The 16,269-nt window shown below is 70.6% G+C and carries 17 protein-coding genes; 8 read left to right on the top strand and 9 right to left on the bottom strand.

The features are described 5' to 3' along the window. Positions 1-2 precede the first annotated feature (2 nt). Positions 3-1,148 carry a serine hydrolase gene (locus tag OHU34_RS28220; RefSeq protein ID WP_142264219.1) on the top strand — a complete coding sequence of 382 codons (1,146 nt, stop codon included), beginning with the start codon at positions 3-5 and terminating at the stop codon, positions 1,146-1,148. Between the two features lie 24 nt (positions 1,149-1,172). On the opposite strand, the gene OHU34_RS28215 is transcribed toward OHU34_RS28220, so the two are convergent. Next, positions 1,173-2,471: an MFS transporter gene (locus tag OHU34_RS28215; RefSeq protein WP_142264220.1), complete on the bottom strand. Its 1,299-nt coding sequence runs from the start codon at positions 2,469-2,471 to the stop codon at positions 1,173-1,175. A 135-nt stretch (positions 2,472-2,606) separates the two neighbouring features. Between OHU34_RS28215 and OHU34_RS28210 the strand changes: the two genes are divergently transcribed. Further along, positions 2,607-3,542 carry a LysR family transcriptional regulator gene (locus OHU34_RS28210; RefSeq protein WP_142264221.1) on the top strand — a complete coding sequence of 312 codons (936 nt, stop codon included), beginning with the start codon at positions 2,607-2,609 and terminating at the stop codon, positions 3,540-3,542. Positions 3,543-3,553: 11 nt separating this feature from the next. On the opposite strand, the gene OHU34_RS28205 is transcribed toward OHU34_RS28210, so the two are convergent. The 3 genes from OHU34_RS28205 to OHU34_RS28195 are packed head-to-tail and all read right to left on the bottom strand — an operon-like array spanning position 3,554 to position 6,142. Further along, positions 3,554-4,510 (bottom strand): UTP--glucose-1-phosphate uridylyltransferase, encoded by a 957-nt coding sequence (locus OHU34_RS28205; protein WP_142264222.1) that lies wholly within the window; start codon positions 4,508-4,510, stop codon positions 3,554-3,556. After that, positions 4,510-5,106 carry a TetR family transcriptional regulator gene (locus OHU34_RS28200; protein WP_142264223.1) on the bottom strand — a complete coding sequence of 199 codons (597 nt, stop codon included), beginning with the start codon at positions 5,104-5,106 and terminating at the stop codon, positions 4,510-4,512. Before OHU34_RS28200 ends, OHU34_RS28205 begins: the two co-directional genes overlap by 1 nt. Before the next feature lie 25 nt (positions 5,107-5,131). Continuing rightward, on the bottom strand, positions 5,132-6,142 hold the full coding sequence (locus tag OHU34_RS28195; protein ID WP_142264224.1) for an aldo/keto reductase: 1,011 nt from the start codon (positions 6,140-6,142) through the stop codon (positions 5,132-5,134). Positions 6,143-6,353: 211 nt separating this feature from the next. Between OHU34_RS28195 and OHU34_RS28190 the strand changes: the two genes are divergently transcribed. Next, the gene (locus tag OHU34_RS28190) at positions 6,354-7,466 is read left to right on the top strand and encodes an endonuclease/exonuclease/phosphatase family protein (protein WP_230195778.1); all 1,113 of its coding nucleotides are present in this window, start codon (positions 6,354-6,356) and stop codon (positions 7,464-7,466) included. Here the strand turns inward: OHU34_RS28190 and OHU34_RS28185 are convergent. Then, positions 7,445-7,648, bottom strand: coding sequence for a DUF397 domain-containing protein (locus tag OHU34_RS28185; RefSeq protein WP_142264226.1), 204 nt, complete (start codon positions 7,646-7,648; stop codon positions 7,445-7,447). The two genes, OHU34_RS28190 and OHU34_RS28185, sit on opposite strands and share 22 nt — an antisense overlap. Further along, positions 7,630-8,472: a helix-turn-helix transcriptional regulator gene (locus OHU34_RS28180; RefSeq protein ID WP_142264227.1), complete on the bottom strand. Its 843-nt coding sequence runs from the start codon at positions 8,470-8,472 to the stop codon at positions 7,630-7,632. The genes OHU34_RS28185 and OHU34_RS28180 overlap by 19 nt, the downstream gene beginning before the upstream one ends. 164 nt (positions 8,473-8,636) lie before the next feature. On the opposite strand from OHU34_RS28180, the gene OHU34_RS28175 reads away from it, so the two are divergent. Further along, positions 8,637-9,029: a hypothetical protein gene (locus OHU34_RS28175; RefSeq protein ID WP_230195775.1), complete on the top strand. Its 393-nt coding sequence runs from the start codon at positions 8,637-8,639 to the stop codon at positions 9,027-9,029. Positions 9,030-9,094: 65 nt separating this feature from the next. Here OHU34_RS28175 and OHU34_RS28170 read toward each other — a convergent pair whose 3' ends face one another. Then, positions 9,095-10,477 (bottom strand): glycine--tRNA ligase, encoded by a 1,383-nt coding sequence (locus tag OHU34_RS28170; RefSeq protein WP_057599977.1) that lies wholly within the window; start codon positions 10,475-10,477, stop codon positions 9,095-9,097. A gap of 173 nt (positions 10,478-10,650) precedes the next feature. Here OHU34_RS28170 and OHU34_RS28165 point away from each other — a divergent pair, with 173 nt between their 5' ends. From OHU34_RS28165 to OHU34_RS28150, 4 genes are read left to right on the top strand one after another with little or no spacing between them, the layout of a single operon-like run. Continuing rightward, a complete protein-coding gene (locus OHU34_RS28165; protein WP_405768874.1) occupies positions 10,651-11,610 on the top strand; it encodes a metal ABC transporter solute-binding protein, Zn/Mn family in 960 nt (319 codons plus the stop codon). A 17-nt stretch (positions 11,611-11,627) separates the two neighbouring features. Beyond that, positions 11,628-12,476, top strand: coding sequence for a metal ABC transporter ATP-binding protein (locus tag OHU34_RS28160; protein WP_405768871.1), 849 nt, complete (start codon positions 11,628-11,630; stop codon positions 12,474-12,476). Next, entirely contained in the window at positions 12,476-13,378 is a 903-nt protein-coding gene (locus OHU34_RS28155) for a metal ABC transporter permease (protein WP_054244836.1), read from the top strand. Before OHU34_RS28160 ends, OHU34_RS28155 begins: the two co-directional genes overlap by 1 nt. A 59-nt stretch (positions 13,379-13,437) precedes the next feature. Continuing rightward, positions 13,438-13,857 (top strand): Fur family transcriptional regulator, encoded by a 420-nt coding sequence (locus OHU34_RS28150; protein WP_142264231.1) that lies wholly within the window; start codon positions 13,438-13,440, stop codon positions 13,855-13,857. A gap of 116 nt (positions 13,858-13,973) precedes the next feature. Here the strand turns inward: OHU34_RS28150 and OHU34_RS28145 are convergent, their stop codons facing one another. Next, on the bottom strand, positions 13,974-15,320 hold the full coding sequence (locus OHU34_RS28145) for a histidine-type phosphatase (RefSeq protein WP_405768868.1): 1,347 nt from the start codon (positions 15,318-15,320) through the stop codon (positions 13,974-13,976). A gap of 81 nt (positions 15,321-15,401) precedes the next feature. Further along, complete coding sequence (locus OHU34_RS28140; protein WP_020127702.1) at positions 15,402-16,253, bottom strand: isoprenyl transferase; 852 nt, start codon at positions 16,251-16,253, stop codon at positions 15,402-15,404. Between the last annotated feature and the right edge of the window lie 16 nt (positions 16,254-16,269).

Raw genomic sequence — 16,269 nt, 5'->3', positions numbered from 1 at the left:
CCATGAGCGCTCTGCACGAGACCCTGCGACGGTACGTCGACGACGGCACCGTCCCCGGAGCGGTGGGCCTCGTGGCCCGCGGCGGCTCGGTGGAGGTGGTGACCGCCGGTTCGCAGGACAGCGAGGGCACCGCCCCGATGGACCGGGAGTCCCTCTTCCGGATCGCCTCGATCACCAAGCCGGTCACGGCGGCGGCACTGCTGATGCTGGTGGAGGAGGGGCGGCTGGCCCTGGACTCGCCGGTGGCCGAGTGGCTGCCCGAACTGGCTGACCCGGTGGTGGTCCGTACGCCGTCCGCTCCCGTCGAGGACGTGGTGCCGGCGGCCCGCCCGATCACCGTCGAGGACCTGCTGAGCTCCCGTCCGGGCTGGGGCTTCCCGGCCGACTTCTCGCTGCCGGCGGTGCAGGCCCTGTTCGGCATGCACAAGGACGGTCGGGCCCCGCAGGCCTACCCGGACCCGGACACCTGGCTGGCGGAGCTGGCCCGCGTGCCCCTGCTGTACCAGCCGGGCGAGGCCTGGCTGTACGACACCGCCTCCGATCTCCAGGGGATCCTGATCTCACGGGCGTCCGGCCGCACCTTGCCCGAGTTCCTCGCGGAACGGATCTTCGAGCCGCTCGGCATGAAGGACACGGCGTTCGAGGTCCCGAAGGAGAAGCGGGACCGCTTCACCACCGCCTATCGTCCCGACGGCGCGGGTTCGCTGGCGGTGGCGGACACCCCGGACGGCGGGTGGCACCGCGTCCCGGCCTTCCCGTCGGGCGGCGGCGGGCTGGCGTCCACGGCCGACGACTGGCTGGCGTTCGCCCGTCTGCTCCTGAGCGGCGGCGAGGCGGGCGGCCGCACCCTTCTCTCCCCGACCTCCGTGCGTCGCATGACGACCAATCACCTGACGGCACGGCAAAGGGAGTTCGGCTCCCTGTTCCTGGAGGGCCAGGGCTGGGGCTACGGCGGCGGGGTCGACGTCTCCCCCGTCGACCCCTGGAACGTGCCCGGCCGCTACGGCTGGGTCGGCGGCACGGGAACGACGGCCCACATCGTCCCGCAGACGGGCACGGTCACCATCCTCCTCACCCAGGTGGCGATGGAGAACCCGACGCCCACGCCCCTGATGCGGGACTTCTGGCGGTGCACGGCGGGGAGCTGACCTCCGGCGGGATCGCCGGAGCCATCAGGCACGGTTCGGTGCCGCCTCCGGCTCGGGCTCCGGACCCTGCTTCGGCCCCGGACCCTGCTCCGGCTCCGGCTCCGGCTCAGAGAGATGCGCTGCCGCGCGGCGGGGGAGCAGCAGCGGGGTGGCCAGCAGGAGCACACCGGCCAGGCCGATGGCCGTACGTGGGCCGAGCAGGCCGCCCAGCACGCCCCAGACGGCGGTCAGGAGCGCGGTCGACGCCTTGGTCGTCACCGCCCAGGCGGACAGTGTGCGGGCGACCCGGTCGGTCGCGGTGCGCTCGAGGCGGTAGGTGGCGTACACGGGGTTGAAGACCCCGCAGCAGAAGATGAGCCCGAGCTCGACGCCCATCACCAGCAGCAGCCCGCCGGTGCCCGGCCCGAGGAACGCCAGGCCGACGGGCCAGATCGCGCGCAGCGCCCCCGCCCCGGCCAGAATCCGGTGCTGCCCGAAGCGGGTGACGAGCGGTCGGGCCAGCCGCGAGCCGAGCAGTCCGCCGATCGCGGGCGCGGCGAAGGCGAGGCCGTACTGCCACGGCGCGAAGCCGAGCCGGCCGAGCATCAGGACGGTCAGCAGCGGCTGGGTGGCCATCACCAGGCCGTTGAACAGGGCGGTGTTGAAGAACAGGGGACGCAGCGTCGGGTCGGCGAGGATGTACCGCCAGCCGTCGAGCAGGTCCCCGGCCCGCATCCGCACGGCCTCCCGGCGCTCGGCCGGCGGCTCGTGCCCGCCCATCGCGCGCAGGCCCAGGGCCGAGAGCAGGTAGCTGACCGCGTCGGCCACCACCGTCGCCACCGGACCGAGGAGCCCGATCGCCACGCCGCCCAGCGGCGGGCCGATGATCGTGGTCGTCCAGGTGGTGGACTCGAACCGGGCGTTGGCCACGAGCAGGTCCTCCGCCGGCAGCAGTGTCTTCAGGTAGGCGCCGGAGGCGGCACGGAAGGTGATGTCGGCCGCCGCGACGACGACCGAGACCAGCAGGAGCTGAACGAAGGAGAGGACGCCGCACGCGAACGCGGCGGGGATCGTCAGCAGCGCCGCGCACCGCACCAGGTCCATCGCGATCAGCACCGGCCGCTTGCCGCGGAACTCCACCCACGGGCCGAGCGGTACCGCCACGACCGCGCCCACCGCGGCCCCCACGGAGGCGAGCGCGGCGACCTCGGCCGGTCCGGCGTGCAGCACCTGGACGGCGATCAGCGGGAACGCGCCGAAGGCGAGCCAGGTGCCGAGCGCGCTGGTTCCGTACGCTCCCCAGAGCCACCCGAAGCGCCGCCCCAGCCGGTGCCCGCTCCTCATGCCCGCCGCCCCTCGCCCCTAATCCGCACAACCGATCCGCGTCCGGAAGCATCAAAGCGAGCAACCCACCCCGGGATCAAACAACCGCAGGACCATGCGAACACAACCATCGGTTGTATCCATAGGGTGTCCGCCATGGATCTCGACACCGTCCGGACCTTCGTCGTCGCCGCCGACGCGGGGCAGTTCCAGGAGGCCGCCGCCGAGCTGGCGATCACCCAGCAGGCCGTCTCGAAGCGGATCGCCGCGCTGGAGCGCAATCTCGGGGTGCGGCTGTTCACCCGCACCCCACGCGGCGCCGAACTCACCATCGACGGGCAGGCGTTCCTGCCCCACGCACGCGAGCTGCTGCGCGTCACCGAGCGCGCGGTCGCGTCCGTGCGCACCGGCCACCGTCCGCTGCGCGTCGACGTGATCGCCTCACGCGGCGCGGCGACGGGCCTGATGCGCGGCTTCCACCGCGCACACCCCGAGATCGACCTCGACGTGGTGATGCTGTTCGACATCGAGAGGGCCGTAGCCGCCATCCGGTCCGGTGCGATCGACGCGTCCTTCCGCGCCGTCGCCGCGCCCGGCAGGCCGCTGCCCGAGGACATCGCGTCCGTCCGGGTGCTCGACGAGCCGCTCCAGCTCCTCACCGGCTCCGCCCACGCGCTGGCGGGCGCCCGGTCGGTGCCCCTGGCCCAGCTCGCCGGGCACCGGATCTGGATGCCCGGCCTCGCCCCCGGAACCGAGTGGACCGCCTACTACGACGACCTGATCGCCGAGTTCGGCCTCACCATCGAGGCGACCGGCCCCAACTTCGGCTCCGACGCCCTTCTCGACACCATCGCCGACACTCCGGCCCTGGCCACCTTCATGGGCGGGCAGACCCGTCTCGTCTGGCCCACCGGCCACGGCCTGCGCCTCATCCCGGTGACCGACCCGACGCCCGTCTATCCGCACTCGCTCCTCTGGCACCGGGACAACCCCCACCCGGCGCTGGCCACCCTCCGCGCCCACCTCGACGCCACGGCGGCCGGCCACGGCGCCGCCGGGACCTGGGCGCCGGGCTGGGTGCTGCCGCACTGAACCCCTCGCGTCTACGCGAGCGGGGACCGACCTGATCGTTCCTCGGTCGGTGCGAGGGAAGCGGCCCGGTCGTCGCGGGCGTCGAGGTCGCCGACCAGCCGCCGCAGCACCGGCCCGTACTCGGGGTGGGCCAGGGCGTGGGCCAGCTGGGCGACGAGGTAGTCGGCCGGGTTGCCCGTGTCGTACCAGCGGCCCTGGATGACCTGGCCGTACACCGCGCGGCCGCGGGCGTAGGCGTTGATGGCGTCGGTCAGGTAGATCTCACCGGTCCGGTGCTCGTACCAGCGGCGGGTCTGCTCGCGCAGCTCGTCGATGATGCCGGGCGTGACGACGTAGCCGCCGATGGCCGCGTACGCCGACGGTGCCCGCGCGGGGTCGGGTTTCTCGACGAGGCCGGTGATGCGCAGGGTGCCGTCGCCGAGGTCCTCCTTGACGACGGGGACGCCGTAGCGCTGGGAGTCGGCGGGGTCCATCGGCAGCAGGGCCAGCACCGGGCAGCCGGTCTGCTCGTAGGCGCGGATCAGTTGCTGGGCGCGGGGGGTCTCGGCGACGAAGACGTCGTCGGGCCACAGGACCAGGACCGGCTCGTCCCCGAAGGAACGGGCGGCGTTCAGCACCGGCGTGCCGTTGCCGTACGGACCGCGCTGGTCCAGATAGGTGATGTGGCCCCTGCGAGCCAGCTCGCCGACCTCCTCGACCGCGTCCGCGTAGGACGTCCTGCCGTCGGCGCGGAGCTGCTCGACGAGGGCCGGGTTGGGGCGGAAGTGGTCCTGAATCAGGCTCTTGCCGCCGGATACGACGATGGTGATGTCGGTGATGCCCGAGTCCACCAGCTCGCGCACGGTGTGCTCGATCACCGGCTTGTCGCCGACCGGGAGCATCTCCTTCGGGATGGCCTTCGTGAGGGGCAGCAGCCGCGAGCCGAGGCCGGCGGCGGGGATCACGGCCCGGCGGATCGTCGGCGCCATCAGGCCGGCCCCCGCAGTCCCCGCATCAGCAGGTCCACCAGCGCCGTGAAGTCCTCCTGGGCACCCGGTCGCTCCCACACCCGGTGGTAGCCGGGGTCGTGGAAGCGGCCGGTGGCCTGGAAGACGGCGCCGGCGGTGGTCCTCGGGTCGGGGACGGCGAAGTCGCCCGACGCCACTCCCGCCTCGATGATCCGGGTGAGCTGGCCGGTCAGGTCGGCGAGGTGCTCGCCGACCACCTCGCCGCTCTCCCCGGTCAGGACCATGTAGGTGGCGAACAGCTCGGGGTCGTCGCCCGCCTTGCGCCGCTTGGCCTCGAAGAGGGCCGCGAGCCAGTCGCGCAGCCGGGTCTCCGGGGCACGTGTCCCGTCGGCGGTGATGGCGGAGAGGGTCTCGGACGTACGGTCCAGCCACCGCTTCGTGACCGCCTCGCGCAGCGCCGCCTTCGTCCGGAAGTGCCGGTAGACGCTGCCGTGACTGACGCCGAGCGCGCGGGCCACGTCGACCACGGTGGCCTTGGCCGGGCCGTGGCGGCGCAGCACCTCCTCGGTCGCCTCGAGGATGCGCTCGGCGGTCAGGGTCTCGGTGGTCGGTGACATGCTCAGACCGTACCCGGAGGGCGGGTCAGCGCTCGCTGTCGAGGTGGGCCATCGCGGCGGCCGAGTAGCGTTCACCGGCGGCCGCGTCGGCCGGGACGGCGGCCTCGATCGCGGCGAGGTCGGCGGCCTCGAGGACGACGTCCAGCGCACCCAGCGACTCCGCCAGCCGTTCCCTGGACCGGGCGCCCACCAGCGGCACGATGTCCTCGCCCTGGGCCAGCACCCAGGCGATCGCGATCTGCGCGACGGAGACGCCCTTCTGCTCGGCGATCTTCCGCAGGGCCTCCACCAGGTTCAGGTTGTGCTGGAGGTTGTCGCCCTGGAAGCGCGGCGAGTAGGCCCGGAAGTCGTTCGCGGCGAGCTTGCGGTCGGGGGTGAAGTGCCCGGAGATCAGCCCGCGCGACAGCACGCCGTACGCCGTGATGGAGATCCCCAGCTCCCGGGTGACCGGCAGGATCGACCGCTCGATGCCACGCGAGATCAGCGCGTACTCGATCTGGAGGTCGGCGATCGGCGCGGTGGCGGCGGCCTTGCGGATGGTCTCGGCGCCGACCTCGCTGAGGCCGATGTGCCGGACGTGCCCCTTCTCGACCAGCTCGGCGATCGCGCCGACGGTCTCCTCGATCGGTACGTCGGGGTCGAGCCGGGCGATGCGGTAGACGTCGATGTGGTCGACGCCCAGGCGCTGGAGGGAGTAGGCGGCGAAGTTCTTCACGGCCGCCGGACGGCCGTCGTAGCCGCTCCAGCCGCCGTCCGGGTCGCGCAGGGCGCCGAACTTCACGCTCACCTGCGCCTGTTCGCGGCGGGCGGCGGGTGCGGAGCGCAGGGCTTCGCCGATCAGCAGCTCGTTGTGGCCCATGCCGTAGAAGTCGCCGGTGTCCAGCAGCGTCACGCCGGCCTCGAGGGCGGCGTGGATCGTCGCGATCCCCTCGGTCCGGTCCGCGTCGCCGTACAGCGCGGACATGCCCATGCAGCCGAGGCCGAGGGCGGAGACCTGGGGACCGGTGGTGCCGAGGGAACGGGTTCGCATCGTCATGCCCACCAGCCTGGCATGACAGATGACAGATTTCAACATCTGTCATCTGACATCTGTAATCTGCCGTCCGTCATCTGCCGTCCGTCATCCGATATCTGTCCGGTCGACGGGGCCGGAGCGCCGAGGACAATGAGAGATGTCGGTGCGCAGTCACCCCGGCGGCGCCTGCCGCCGACCGAGCGGCCCTTCCGCGCCGCCGTGGAGGCCTGCCATGAGCATTCGCATAGCCACTTTCAACATGGAGAACCTCTTCCGCCGACCCACGGCCTTCCGCATCGAGGACCCGGCGAAGCGCGAGGAGATCCTCGACGACTTCGCCACGCTGGTCGCACTCCTCGACCTGCCGGTGTACACGGACGACGACAAGACGAAGATCGCCGGTGTCATCGAGAAGCACCGTGCGTACGACATCGACCCGAAGGACCCGCCGCCGATCTACGTGAACCAGTCACGTCCGGGCAAGGACTCCGGACTGTTCAAGACGACGGGGTCGGGAAAGAGCACACACGTCGAGGTCACCGCCAAGGGCCGTTCCGCGTGGGCCGGTTGGGCCGAGCTGGGGCAGGACGACTTCGAGCTGACCGTGGTGCGCAACACCGGCCGGGTGGTCTCGGAGGTGGACGCCGACATCCTGCTCACCGTGGAGGTCGAGGACCGGCTCACCCTGGAGCGCTTCAACACGCAGGTGCTGGCCGGGGCGCTCGGCCGGCGGCCGTACCCCTACGCCCTCCTGATCGACGGCAACGATCCCCGGGGTATCGACATCGGGATCCTCAGCCGGCACCCCATCACGTCCGTGCGAACCCATCTCTTCGACACCGGCCCCGAACGTCCCGACCTGCGCCTCTTCAGCCGCGACTGCCCCGAGTTCGAGATCCAGCTCAACGGGACACCCCTGGTGCTCCTCGGCAACCACCTGAAGAGCAAGTTCCAGGACAACCCCGACCTGCGTCTGGCCCAGGCGGAGCGGGTCGCGGAGATCTACCGGGCCGCACTGGAGCGCACCCCGCACGTCATCGTCGCCGGGGACCTCAACGACGACCCGGACAGCGACCCCGCGACGGTCCTACGGGACACCGGTCTGCGGGACGTGATGAGTCACCGCGCCTATCGCGGACTGCCCGGCACCCACGGGGAGTGCAAGAGCGAGCGGGACAAGCTCGACTATCTCCTGCTCTCCCCCGAGCTGTGGCCGGAGGTCCAGCACGTCGGGCTGGAGACCCGCGGCATCTTCGCGAAGGACATCAAGTCCTTCGACACGGTGACCTCGAAGGGCACCGCGGCCTCCGACCACGCGGCGCTCTACGTGGACCTGGACCTGTAGACACGGACGAAGTGGCCCCAGGCGTCCGCGCCGAACGCCAGCACCCCTCGGGCGGGGTCCTTGCTGTCCCGGACCGGGACGAGGGAGGGGTGATGGTCGGCGACTTCGAGGCAGGCGCCGCCGTCCTGATTGCTGTAGCTGCTCTTGCGCCACACAACACCGCTCAGGTCGATGGCTCGCACAGAACTTCCTCCAACAATCGCCGGATGAACACACGCGATCCGTCCGGGGAAAGGGCCAAATCGCGTACCAGATCGTATCTGAGCTGGAGCCGTTCGACCTTGGCCGTTTCCTGAACCAGCTCGCCCGCGTAACCGGTCTCCACCCAGGCAACGGTACTGCCGTCAGGTTGCCGCAAGAAGACTGTGTCGGTGTTCGACAAGGCGTGAAGTCCAGTCGAGAACGGCAGGACGTGAAGGGTCACTTTCTTGCGCTCACCCATAGCCAACAGGTGCTCCAACTGCCCACGCCACTCGCCGGAGTCGCGCAGCGTCGTACGCAGCACCGACTCGGAGAGGATCGAACGGAAGCGCGGCGCATCCTCCGCCACCAGCAGCTGGCTGCGCCCCATGCGTGCCTCGACTTGCCCTGTCAGCTCCTCCCCATCCAAGCCACCCGCTTCCAGGAACTCGCGGGCGTAGCCCGGGGTTTGCAACAAGCCGTGCAGGTTCGCCGAGGCGTAGTGCCACAGACTGACCGCCTCGGCCTCCAACTCCATGTACCGCCGATACTGCTCCTTGAACTGCGACGGATCCGCCACCGCCAGTTCCCACAGCGTGAGCAGCATCGGGGCCGTGCCGTAATGCTGGTCCAGCGCCTCCACGATCTCCGGGCTGCCCAGGCTCTGGCCGCCCTCCATCTTTCCGAACGTCGACGCGTTCCAGCCCAGGACCACCTCCAACTGCCGCAGACTGTCCCCCTTCTCGGTCCGCAGGAGGCGCAGCTCTTCCGCGAAACGTCGCCGGGGTTCCTGGCTACGGCCCGTGATCACCCGCCTGGACGGCATCCAACCCTCCGGAATTTGTGGAATATGCGCTGTCCGACGACGCCCAGCCCCACGTCAGCGGCGCGCCGATCCCGATCTCGGGCCATCCTGACGACGACCCCCACCACGCAGAGTAGCCCAACTGTCACAATTAGTATGTAAGTTGGGTGAAAGGAGCGAAAGACATGCACGACACGCAGCACGAGCCGGGCGCCCTGCTCTACGACCCCGCGACGGACAAGGTCGGCGAGTACCAGGACCGGTCCGGGCCCTACGCGATGCTGCGGCCCGTCGGCGGCGGCCGGGAGTGGCAGGCCGACCCGGCGACGCTGCGGCCGGCGACGACCGAGGAGCGGCTGAGCGCGGGCGTGCGGGCGGCGAACCGGCGCGCACGGACCGACGCGCCGTTCATGGTCGGCATCGGCACGCCCCGTCCGCCCGCCCCGGAGCCGGACTGCGCCGAGTGCGAGGACCTGGCGTCGCGCCGGGAGAGCGCCCGCGCCGCGCACGACTACAGCGCGGAGACCGACGCGAACGTGCTGCTGCGCGGCCATCAGAAGCGGGCACACCCCGCATGACGAGTGCCGGGCCCCTCGGAAGGGACCCGGCACCGGCGTTCAGGCAACGAAGAGGAAATACGAGGTCAGCAGCCGATCAGGCGGCCGGCGAGGTAGCTCTCGATCTGGTCGAGGGACACCCGCTCCTGCTTCATCGAGTCACGCTCGCGGACGGTCACCGCGTTGTCGTCCAGGGTGTCGAAGTCGACGGTCACGCAGTACGGCGTACCGATCTCGTCCTGGCGGCGGTAGCGGCGGCCGATGGCACCGGCGTCGTCGAACTCGATGTTCCAGTTCTGGCGCAGCGCGGCGGCGAGGCCCTTGGCCTTGGGCGACAGCTCCGGGTTACGGGACAGCGGCAGGACCGCGACCTTCACCGGGGCCAGACGGTGGTCCAGACGCAGAACGGTCCGCTTCTCCAGCTTGCCCTTGGCGTTGGGCGCCTCGTCCTCGATGTAGGCGTCGAGGAGGAAGGCCAGCATCGCGCGGCCGACACCGGCCGCGGGCTCGATGACGTAGGGGGTCCAGCGCTCCTGGGCCTCCTGGTCGAAGTAGGAGAGGTCCTGGCCGGAGGCCTTGGCGTGGGCGGAGAGGTCGAAGTCGGTGCGGTTGGCGACACCCTCCAGCTCGCCCCACTCGTTGCCGCCGAACTGGAAGCGGTACTCGATGTCAGCGGTGCGCTTGGAGTAGTGGGAGAGCTTCTCCTTCGGGTGGTCGTACCACCGCATGTTCTCCTCGCGCAGGCCCAGGCCGGTGTACCAGTTCCAGCGCTGCTCCATCCAGTACTCCTGCCACTTCTCGTCCTCGCCCGGCTTGACGAAGAACTCCATCTCCATCTGCTCGAACTCGCGGGTGCGGAAGATGAAGTTGCCGGGCGTGATCTCGTTGCGGAAGGACTTGCCCATCTGCGCGATGCCGAACGGCGGCTTGCGGCGCGAAGTGGTCTGCACCTGGGCGAAGTTGGTGAAGATGCCCTGGGCGGTCTCGGGGCGCAGGTAGGCGATGGAGCCGGTGTCCTGCGTGGGGCCGAGGTGGGTGGAGAGCAGACCCGAGAACTGCTTGGGCTCGGTGAACTGGCCCTTGTTGCCGCAGTTGGGGCAGTTCACGTCCGCCAGGCCGTTCTCCGGCAGGCGGTGGTGCTTGGCCTCGTACGCCTCCTCCAGGTGGTCCGCGCGGAACCGCTTGTGGCAGGAGGTGCACTCGGTCAGCGGGTCGGAGAAAGTGGCGACGTGGCCGGAGGCCACCCAGACCTCGGGGGCCAGGATGACGGACGAGTCGATGCCGACCACGTCCTCGCGCGACGTCACCATGTAGCGCCACCACTGGCGCTTCAGGTTCTCCTTGAGCTCGACACCCAGCGGTCCGTAATCCCAGGCGGCCTTCTGGCCGCCGTAGATCTCACTGCACGGGAATACGAAGCCACGGCGCTTGCTCAGGCTGACGATGGTGTCGATCTTGTCGGCGGCCACGGTGCTCTCTTCATAACGACGACGGGCGGCGAAGCGAGATGCGCTTCCAGAGAAGACTTCAGGGTACCGGCGGGGACTCCCCCTCGACCAAATCGGATCCCTACCCAGACCCTTACCCAGCCGTTACCAGGCCTTGTTGACAACGGTTTCCATATTTGTTGAAAATGACTGTCATGAACGTACGACGACGACTCATATCCGGCACCGCGGTCGCGGCGGTCACGGCCTTCGGCCTCGGCACCCTCTCCGCCTGCTCCTCCGACAGCGCGGCCGCGGCCAACACGGACAAGTTCGACGTCGTCGCGTCGTTCTACCCGATGGCCTTCCTCGCCGAGCAGATAGGCGGGGACCATGTGAACGTCACCAGCCTCACCGAGCCCGGCCAGGAGCCGCACGACCTGGAGATCAGCGCCAAGCAGACCGCCGTGCTCCAGGAGTCCGACGCGGTGCTCTACCTCAAGGACCTGCAGCCCTCCGTCGACGACGCTGTGGCCCAGTCCGAGATCAAGACGAAGATCGACGCCGCCTCCCTCACCACGCTGGAGAAGCACGGCAACGAGGTCGGCGGCCACGCGGCCGAGCACGACGACCACGAGAACGAGGAGCTGTCCGGCCTCGACCCGCACATCTGGCTCGACCCGGTGCGCTACTCCCAGGTCGCCGAGGGTGTCGGCAACGCCTTCGAGAAGGCCGATCCGGACCACGCGGCCGCCTACAAGGCGAACACCGCGGCCCTCGTGAAGAAGCTCGGCGCCCTGAACACACAGTTCAAGGACGGACTGGCGAACACGAGGACCAAGGTCTTCGTCACCACGCACGCCGCCTTCGGCTACCTCGCCGAGCGCTACGGCCTGACCGAGGAGGCCATCAACGGCCTCGACCCCGAGTCGGAGCCCAGCGCCGCCCGCGTGAAGGAGCTTGAGAAGATGGCGAAGGCCGACGGCGTCACGACCGTGTTCTACGAGACGCTCGTCAGCGACAAGACCGCGAAGACCATCGCCTCCGACGCGAACCTCAAGACCGACGTCCTCGACCCGATCGAGGGCATCACGAAGAAGTCCCGGGGCACGGACTACTTCTCGGTCCAGGAGGCCAACCTCAAGGCGCTGAAGACAGCCCTGGGAACGAAGTGATCTCTACGGAGGGCGTCATGGACGCGAGCGTCACCGGCGCGAAGGCCGAGTCCGTCTCATCGGAGTCCGTCCCGGAGTCCGTCGCGTCGGATTCCGTCGCGTCGGAGTCCGTCATCTCGCTGCGCGGTGTCCGCGCCGAGCTGGGCTCGCGCCCGGTCCTGCGGGGCATCGACCTCACCGTGCGGCGCGGTGAGGTCGTCGCCCTGCTCGGCGCGAACGGCTCGGGCAAGTCGACCGCCGTGCGCAGCGTGATCGGGCAGGTCCCGGTCAGCGCCGGGGAGGTCGAGCTGTTCGGCACCCCGCAGCGCCGGTTCCGGGACTGGGCGCGGATCGGGTACGTCCCGCAGCGCACGACGGCCGCCGGCGGGGTCCCGGCCACGGTGACGGAGATCGTCTCCTCGGGCCGGCTCTCCCGCACCCGTTTCGGCGTCTTCCGCAAGGCCGACCGGGAGGCCGTACGGCACGCCCTGGACCTCGTGGGCATGGCCGACCGGGCCAGGGACAACGTCGACGCCCTCTCCGGCGGCCAGCACCAGCGCGTGCTCATCGCCCGCGCGCTGGCCGCCGAACCCGAACTGCTGATCATGGACGAGCCGATGGCGGGCGTCGACCTGGCCAGCCAGGAGGTCCTGGCGCAGACCCTGAAGGACCAGGTCGCGGCCGATACGACGGTGCTCCTCGTCCTGCACGAACTGGGCCCCCTGGAGCCGCTGATCGACCGGGCGGTCGTCCTGCGCGACGGCTGCGTCCAGCACGACGGCCCGCCCCCGCGCGCCCTCGGCCAGCACGCGCTGCCCGGCCACGACCACGTACACCCGCACGCACCCGCGGGCGCCGAACCGATCCGCACGGGACTGCTGAGCTGATGGACTTCCTGAACTACGCCTTCATGCAGCGGGCGCTGCTGGCCGCCGTCCTGGTCGGCATCACGGCCCCCGCCGTCGGCATCTACCTCGTCCAGCGCCGCCAGGCCCTCATGGGCGACGGCATCGGCCATGTCGCGATGACCGGTGTCGGCCTGGGCTTCCTGCTGTCCTGGTCCCCGGTGTGGATGGCCACCGCCATCTCGGTCCTGGGCGCGGTGACCATGGAACTGATCCGCTGGTACGGCAGAACCCGCGGCGACATCGCCCTCGCCATGCTCTTCTACGGCGGTATGGCCGGCGGCGTGATGTTCATCAACCTCGCGCCGGGCGGCTCGAACGCCAACCTGACGTCGTACCTGTTCGGATCGCTGTCCACCGTCTCCGAGTCGGACGTCACGGCCATCTGCCTGCTCGCGGCCTTCGTGGTCGTCGTCACCCTGGGCCTGCGCCGCCAGCTCTTCGCGGTCAGCCAGGACGAGGAGTTCGCCCGGGTGACCGGCCTGCCGGTCCGCGCGCTGAACCTGCTGACGGCGATCACGGCGGCGGTCACCGTGACGGTGGCGATGCGGGTGGTGGGCCTGCTGCTGGTGTCGGCCCTGATGGTGGTCCCGGTGGCCGCGGCCCAACAGCTCAGCCGCAGCTTCGCCGCCACCTTCGCGATCGCGGTGGCGATCGGCGTGACGGTGACCATCGGCGGCACGGTCACCTCCTACTACCAGGACGTCCCGCCCGGTGCGACGATCGTGCTGCTGACCATCGCCGCGTTCATCGCGCTGAGCGTGCTGGCCGCTCCGCTGGCCCGGCGCCGCGCCCGCGCGCTGGCGGCGGCCCAACCCGCCGGCGATCCGGCGGAGTGCGCGATTCCGGCCACCCGGGCGGCGGGGGACGAGGTCGGCGTCTGACCGCGCACAGTCGGGGCTGGCACAATGGCCCGGCAAGCCGCAGACGTGAGGAGGCAACGGTGACAACCGCTGGACCGCCCGTGAAGGGCCGTTCCACCCGGCAGCGTGCCGCCGTGGCGGCGGCGCTCGACGAGGTCGACGAGTTCCGCAGCGCCCAGGATCTGCACGACATGCTCAAGCACAAGGGCGACTCGGTGGGTCTGACCACGGTCTACCGCACCCTCCAGTCCCTCGCCGACGCGGGCGAGGTCGACGTCCTGCGCACCTCGGACGGCGAGTCGGTGTACCGCCGGTGCTCCACCGGCGAGCACCACCACCACCTCGTCTGCCGCGTCTGCGGCAAGGCCGTGGAGGTGGAGGGCCCGGCGGTGGAGAAGTGGGCCGAGGCCATCGCCGCGGAACACGGCTACGTCAACGTGGCCCACACGGTGGAGATCTTCGGCACCTGTTCCGACTGCGCGGGTGCCGCCGGCGGCTGAGCGGTTGTGCGGTGCGGGTCGGGTGGGGTGACCGGACCCCGGGGGCTGCGCCCCCGGACCCCCGCTGTCGGCCCTGAACGGGCCTCGTCCTCAAGCGCCGGACGGGCTGAAGACACTCAGCTGCGGTCGAAGCAGCGTTCCAGTTCGTCCAGGTCGTAGAACTTGCTGCCCTTGGCCATCGGGGTGCAGGCGGCCTTGAAGGGCGTCTCCTGCTCGTTGTAGAGCATGCGGACCAGGAACCGGCCGTTCTTCTCGTAGACGTCCCACTGGATGTTCGAGGCGAGGGGGGCCACGTCGGCGCCGCGCCACGGGTTCGAGGCGTAGGTGTACGGCCGGGTGGCGGTGACCGGCTTCGTGCTGCCGGGCAGGCCCATCAGGGCGGCCAGCGGGATGATCTCCTCGGCGTGGGTGAAGCGGAGTTCGGCGCCCAGGTTGCCGGTACCGGACCGCTTGGCCTCCACCTGCCGGAAGAAGTCGTCGAGCAGGACGTCCGCCATCTTGTACGTGATGTCGCTGTCGGCGAAGCCGGGACCCTTCTCGTAGAAGTCCTCGGCGTCGCTCAGGTACCCGAACCAGGCGGCGTCGGAGGTGGAGAGGTACCGCTGCATCCCCCAGCCCTCACCGCCCGGACTCTCCTCGCTCATCGCGGGGGCGATGGCGTACAGGTTGTAGACCGCCTGGGCCGCGGCGACCCGGTCGGCGTCGGCGAGCTGATCGACGAAGGCGGCCTTGAACAGGCGCCGCAGGACGCTGTACGCGGCCCGGTGGGTCTTCGGCTGGTCGGTGATCTTCGCCAGGGTGTCCGCGAGGCGCTGGTCGTGCGCGAGGTAGTCGCGGTAGGCCGCGCCGCCGTCGGCCTTGTGGAAGTAGAGCAGGTCCTTGTCGGTGCGGGTCGCGCCGATCAGCGGCCCGAGGGCCGGCTCGGCGTCGGCGAGGGCGCCCGCGTACAGATCAGCGCTGTCGGTGGCCCGGCCCTGGCCGGAGCTGACGACGTCGATCTTCTCGCCGTCGCGCGCGATCCCGGCGAAGAGGGAGGGCAGCCGGGCTGCCGTGCGGGCGGCCGTGTCCTGGATCTCCTCCTTGCCGAGACCGCTCAGGTTGCCGTAGCCGACCTTCGCCATGGCTGCCTGGAGGGCGCGCACCTTCGGGCCGAACTCCTCGCCCTTGCCGGTGAGCTGGCCCGCGGCCTCGGCCTTGTCCCAGAGGGCGAGGATCAGGTCGCCGTCCTCTCTGTCGGTGGCGGAGCGGGAGCCGTGCCGGGAGACGTTCTCCGTGAAGACGGGGGTGAAGCCGGCCGGCGGCCGCTGGTAGGAGCGTGCGCTCTGCTCGGGCGCGTAGGTGGCCTTCGTGCCGTAGCTGTCGCGGTGCGCGAGGTGTGTGCCGGAGTCGGCGGCGTGGGCGGGCAGCGCGGTGAGCACCAGCGCGCCGAGGGCGGTGGCGAGGGCGGGGGTGACGCGGTTCATGTGCGGGCCGTTTCAGCGAGCGGGAGACCGGAGTCGGACTGATCTCCCGCAGCGTCGACGGGCCGGGTGAACGCACGGAGGCTAGGAGGTGGCCTCCTGGTCCGGAGTCTTCCCCTCCATGGCCAAGAGTTCCTCATTCGTGACCGCGCCGCCGAAGCGACGGTCCCGGGACGCGAACTCGACGCACGCCCGCCACAGGTCGCGGCGGTCGAAGTCGGGCCACAGGACGTCCTGGAAGACCAGCTCCGCGTACGCGCTCTGCCAGAGCAGGTAGTTGGAGGTGCGCTGCTCGCCGCTCGGCCGCAGGAACAGGTCGACGTCCGGCATGTCCGGGTAGTACAGGTACTTCGCGAGGGTCTTCTCGTTGACCTTCGACGGGTCGAGCCGGCCCGCCTTCACATCCTCGGCGAGCGCCTGCGCCGCGTCCGCGATCTCCGCCCGGCCGCCGTAGTTCATGCAGAAGTACAGGGTGAGACGGTCGTTGTCCTTGGTCTGCTCCTGGGCGACCTGGAGCTCCTTGGCGACCGACTTCCACAGCTTGGGCATCCGGCCCACCCAGCGCACCCGGATGCCGAGCTCGTCGAGCTGGTCGCGGGTCTTGCGGATGAAGTCGCGGTTGAAGTTCATCAGGAAGCGGACCTCGTCGGGCGAGCGCTTCCAGTTCTCGGTGGAGAAGGCGTACAGCGAGATGTTGCGCACGCCCATCTCGACCGCGCCCTGCAGCACGTCGAGGACCTGTTCGGCGCCGACCTTGTGCCCCTCGGTGCGCGGCAGCCCGCGCTCCTTGGCCCAGCGGCCGTTGCCGTCCATGACGATCGCCACATGCTCGGGGACCAGCTCGCCCGGGAGCTTCGGCGGGCGCGCGCCGGACGGGTGCGGCTCCGGCGTCCGGTACTCACGACGCTGCCGCCCCAGGAACCCGCGTACCACCATGTGCCTCTCGTCTCCT

The sequence above is a fragment of the Streptomyces sp. NBC_00080 genome (assembly GCF_045041255.1).
Taxonomy (GTDB): domain Bacteria; phylum Actinomycetota; class Actinomycetes; order Streptomycetales; family Streptomycetaceae; genus Streptomyces; species Streptomyces coriariae.
Note: the sequence above shows the minus strand (reverse complement) of the source record. Positions and strands in the feature narration are given on the sequence as shown.

Coding starts and splice junctions, on each gene's coding strand:
- OHU34_RS28205 (WP_142264222.1), bottom strand. CDS start 4,510: ATGGCGCCGACGATCCGCCGGGCCGTGATCCCCGCCGCCGGCCTCGGC.
- OHU34_RS28210 (WP_142264221.1), top strand. CDS start 2,607: ATGGATCTCGACACCGTCCGGACCTTCGTCGTCGCCGCCGACGCGGGG.
- OHU34_RS28160 (WP_405768871.1), top strand. CDS start 11,628: ATGGACGCGAGCGTCACCGGCGCGAAGGCCGAGTCCGTCTCATCGGAG.
- OHU34_RS28190 (WP_230195778.1), top strand. CDS start 6,354: ATGAGCATTCGCATAGCCACTTTCAACATGGAGAACCTCTTCCGCCGA.
- OHU34_RS28175 (WP_230195775.1), top strand. CDS start 8,637: ATGCACGACACGCAGCACGAGCCGGGCGCCCTGCTCTACGACCCCGCG.
- OHU34_RS28140 (WP_020127702.1), bottom strand. CDS start 16,253: ATGGTGGTACGCGGGTTCCTGGGGCGGCAGCGTCGTGAGTACCGGACG.
- OHU34_RS28215 (WP_142264220.1), bottom strand. CDS start 2,471: ATGAGGAGCGGGCACCGGCTGGGGCGGCGCTTCGGGTGGCTCTGGGGA.
- OHU34_RS28220 (WP_142264219.1), top strand. CDS start 3: ATGAGCGCTCTGCACGAGACCCTGCGACGGTACGTCGACGACGGCACC.
- OHU34_RS28145 (WP_405768868.1), bottom strand. CDS start 15,320: ATGAACCGCGTCACCCCCGCCCTCGCCACCGCCCTCGGCGCGCTGGTG.
- OHU34_RS28165 (WP_405768874.1), top strand. CDS start 10,651: ATGAACGTACGACGACGACTCATATCCGGCACCGCGGTCGCGGCGGTC.
- OHU34_RS28155 (WP_054244836.1), top strand. CDS start 12,476: ATGGACTTCCTGAACTACGCCTTCATGCAGCGGGCGCTGCTGGCCGCC.
- OHU34_RS28180 (WP_142264227.1), bottom strand. CDS start 8,472: ATGCCGTCCAGGCGGGTGATCACGGGCCGTAGCCAGGAACCCCGGCGA.
- OHU34_RS28195 (WP_142264224.1), bottom strand. CDS start 6,142: ATGACGATGCGAACCCGTTCCCTCGGCACCACCGGTCCCCAGGTCTCC.
- OHU34_RS28200 (WP_142264223.1), bottom strand. CDS start 5,106: ATGTCACCGACCACCGAGACCCTGACCGCCGAGCGCATCCTCGAGGCG.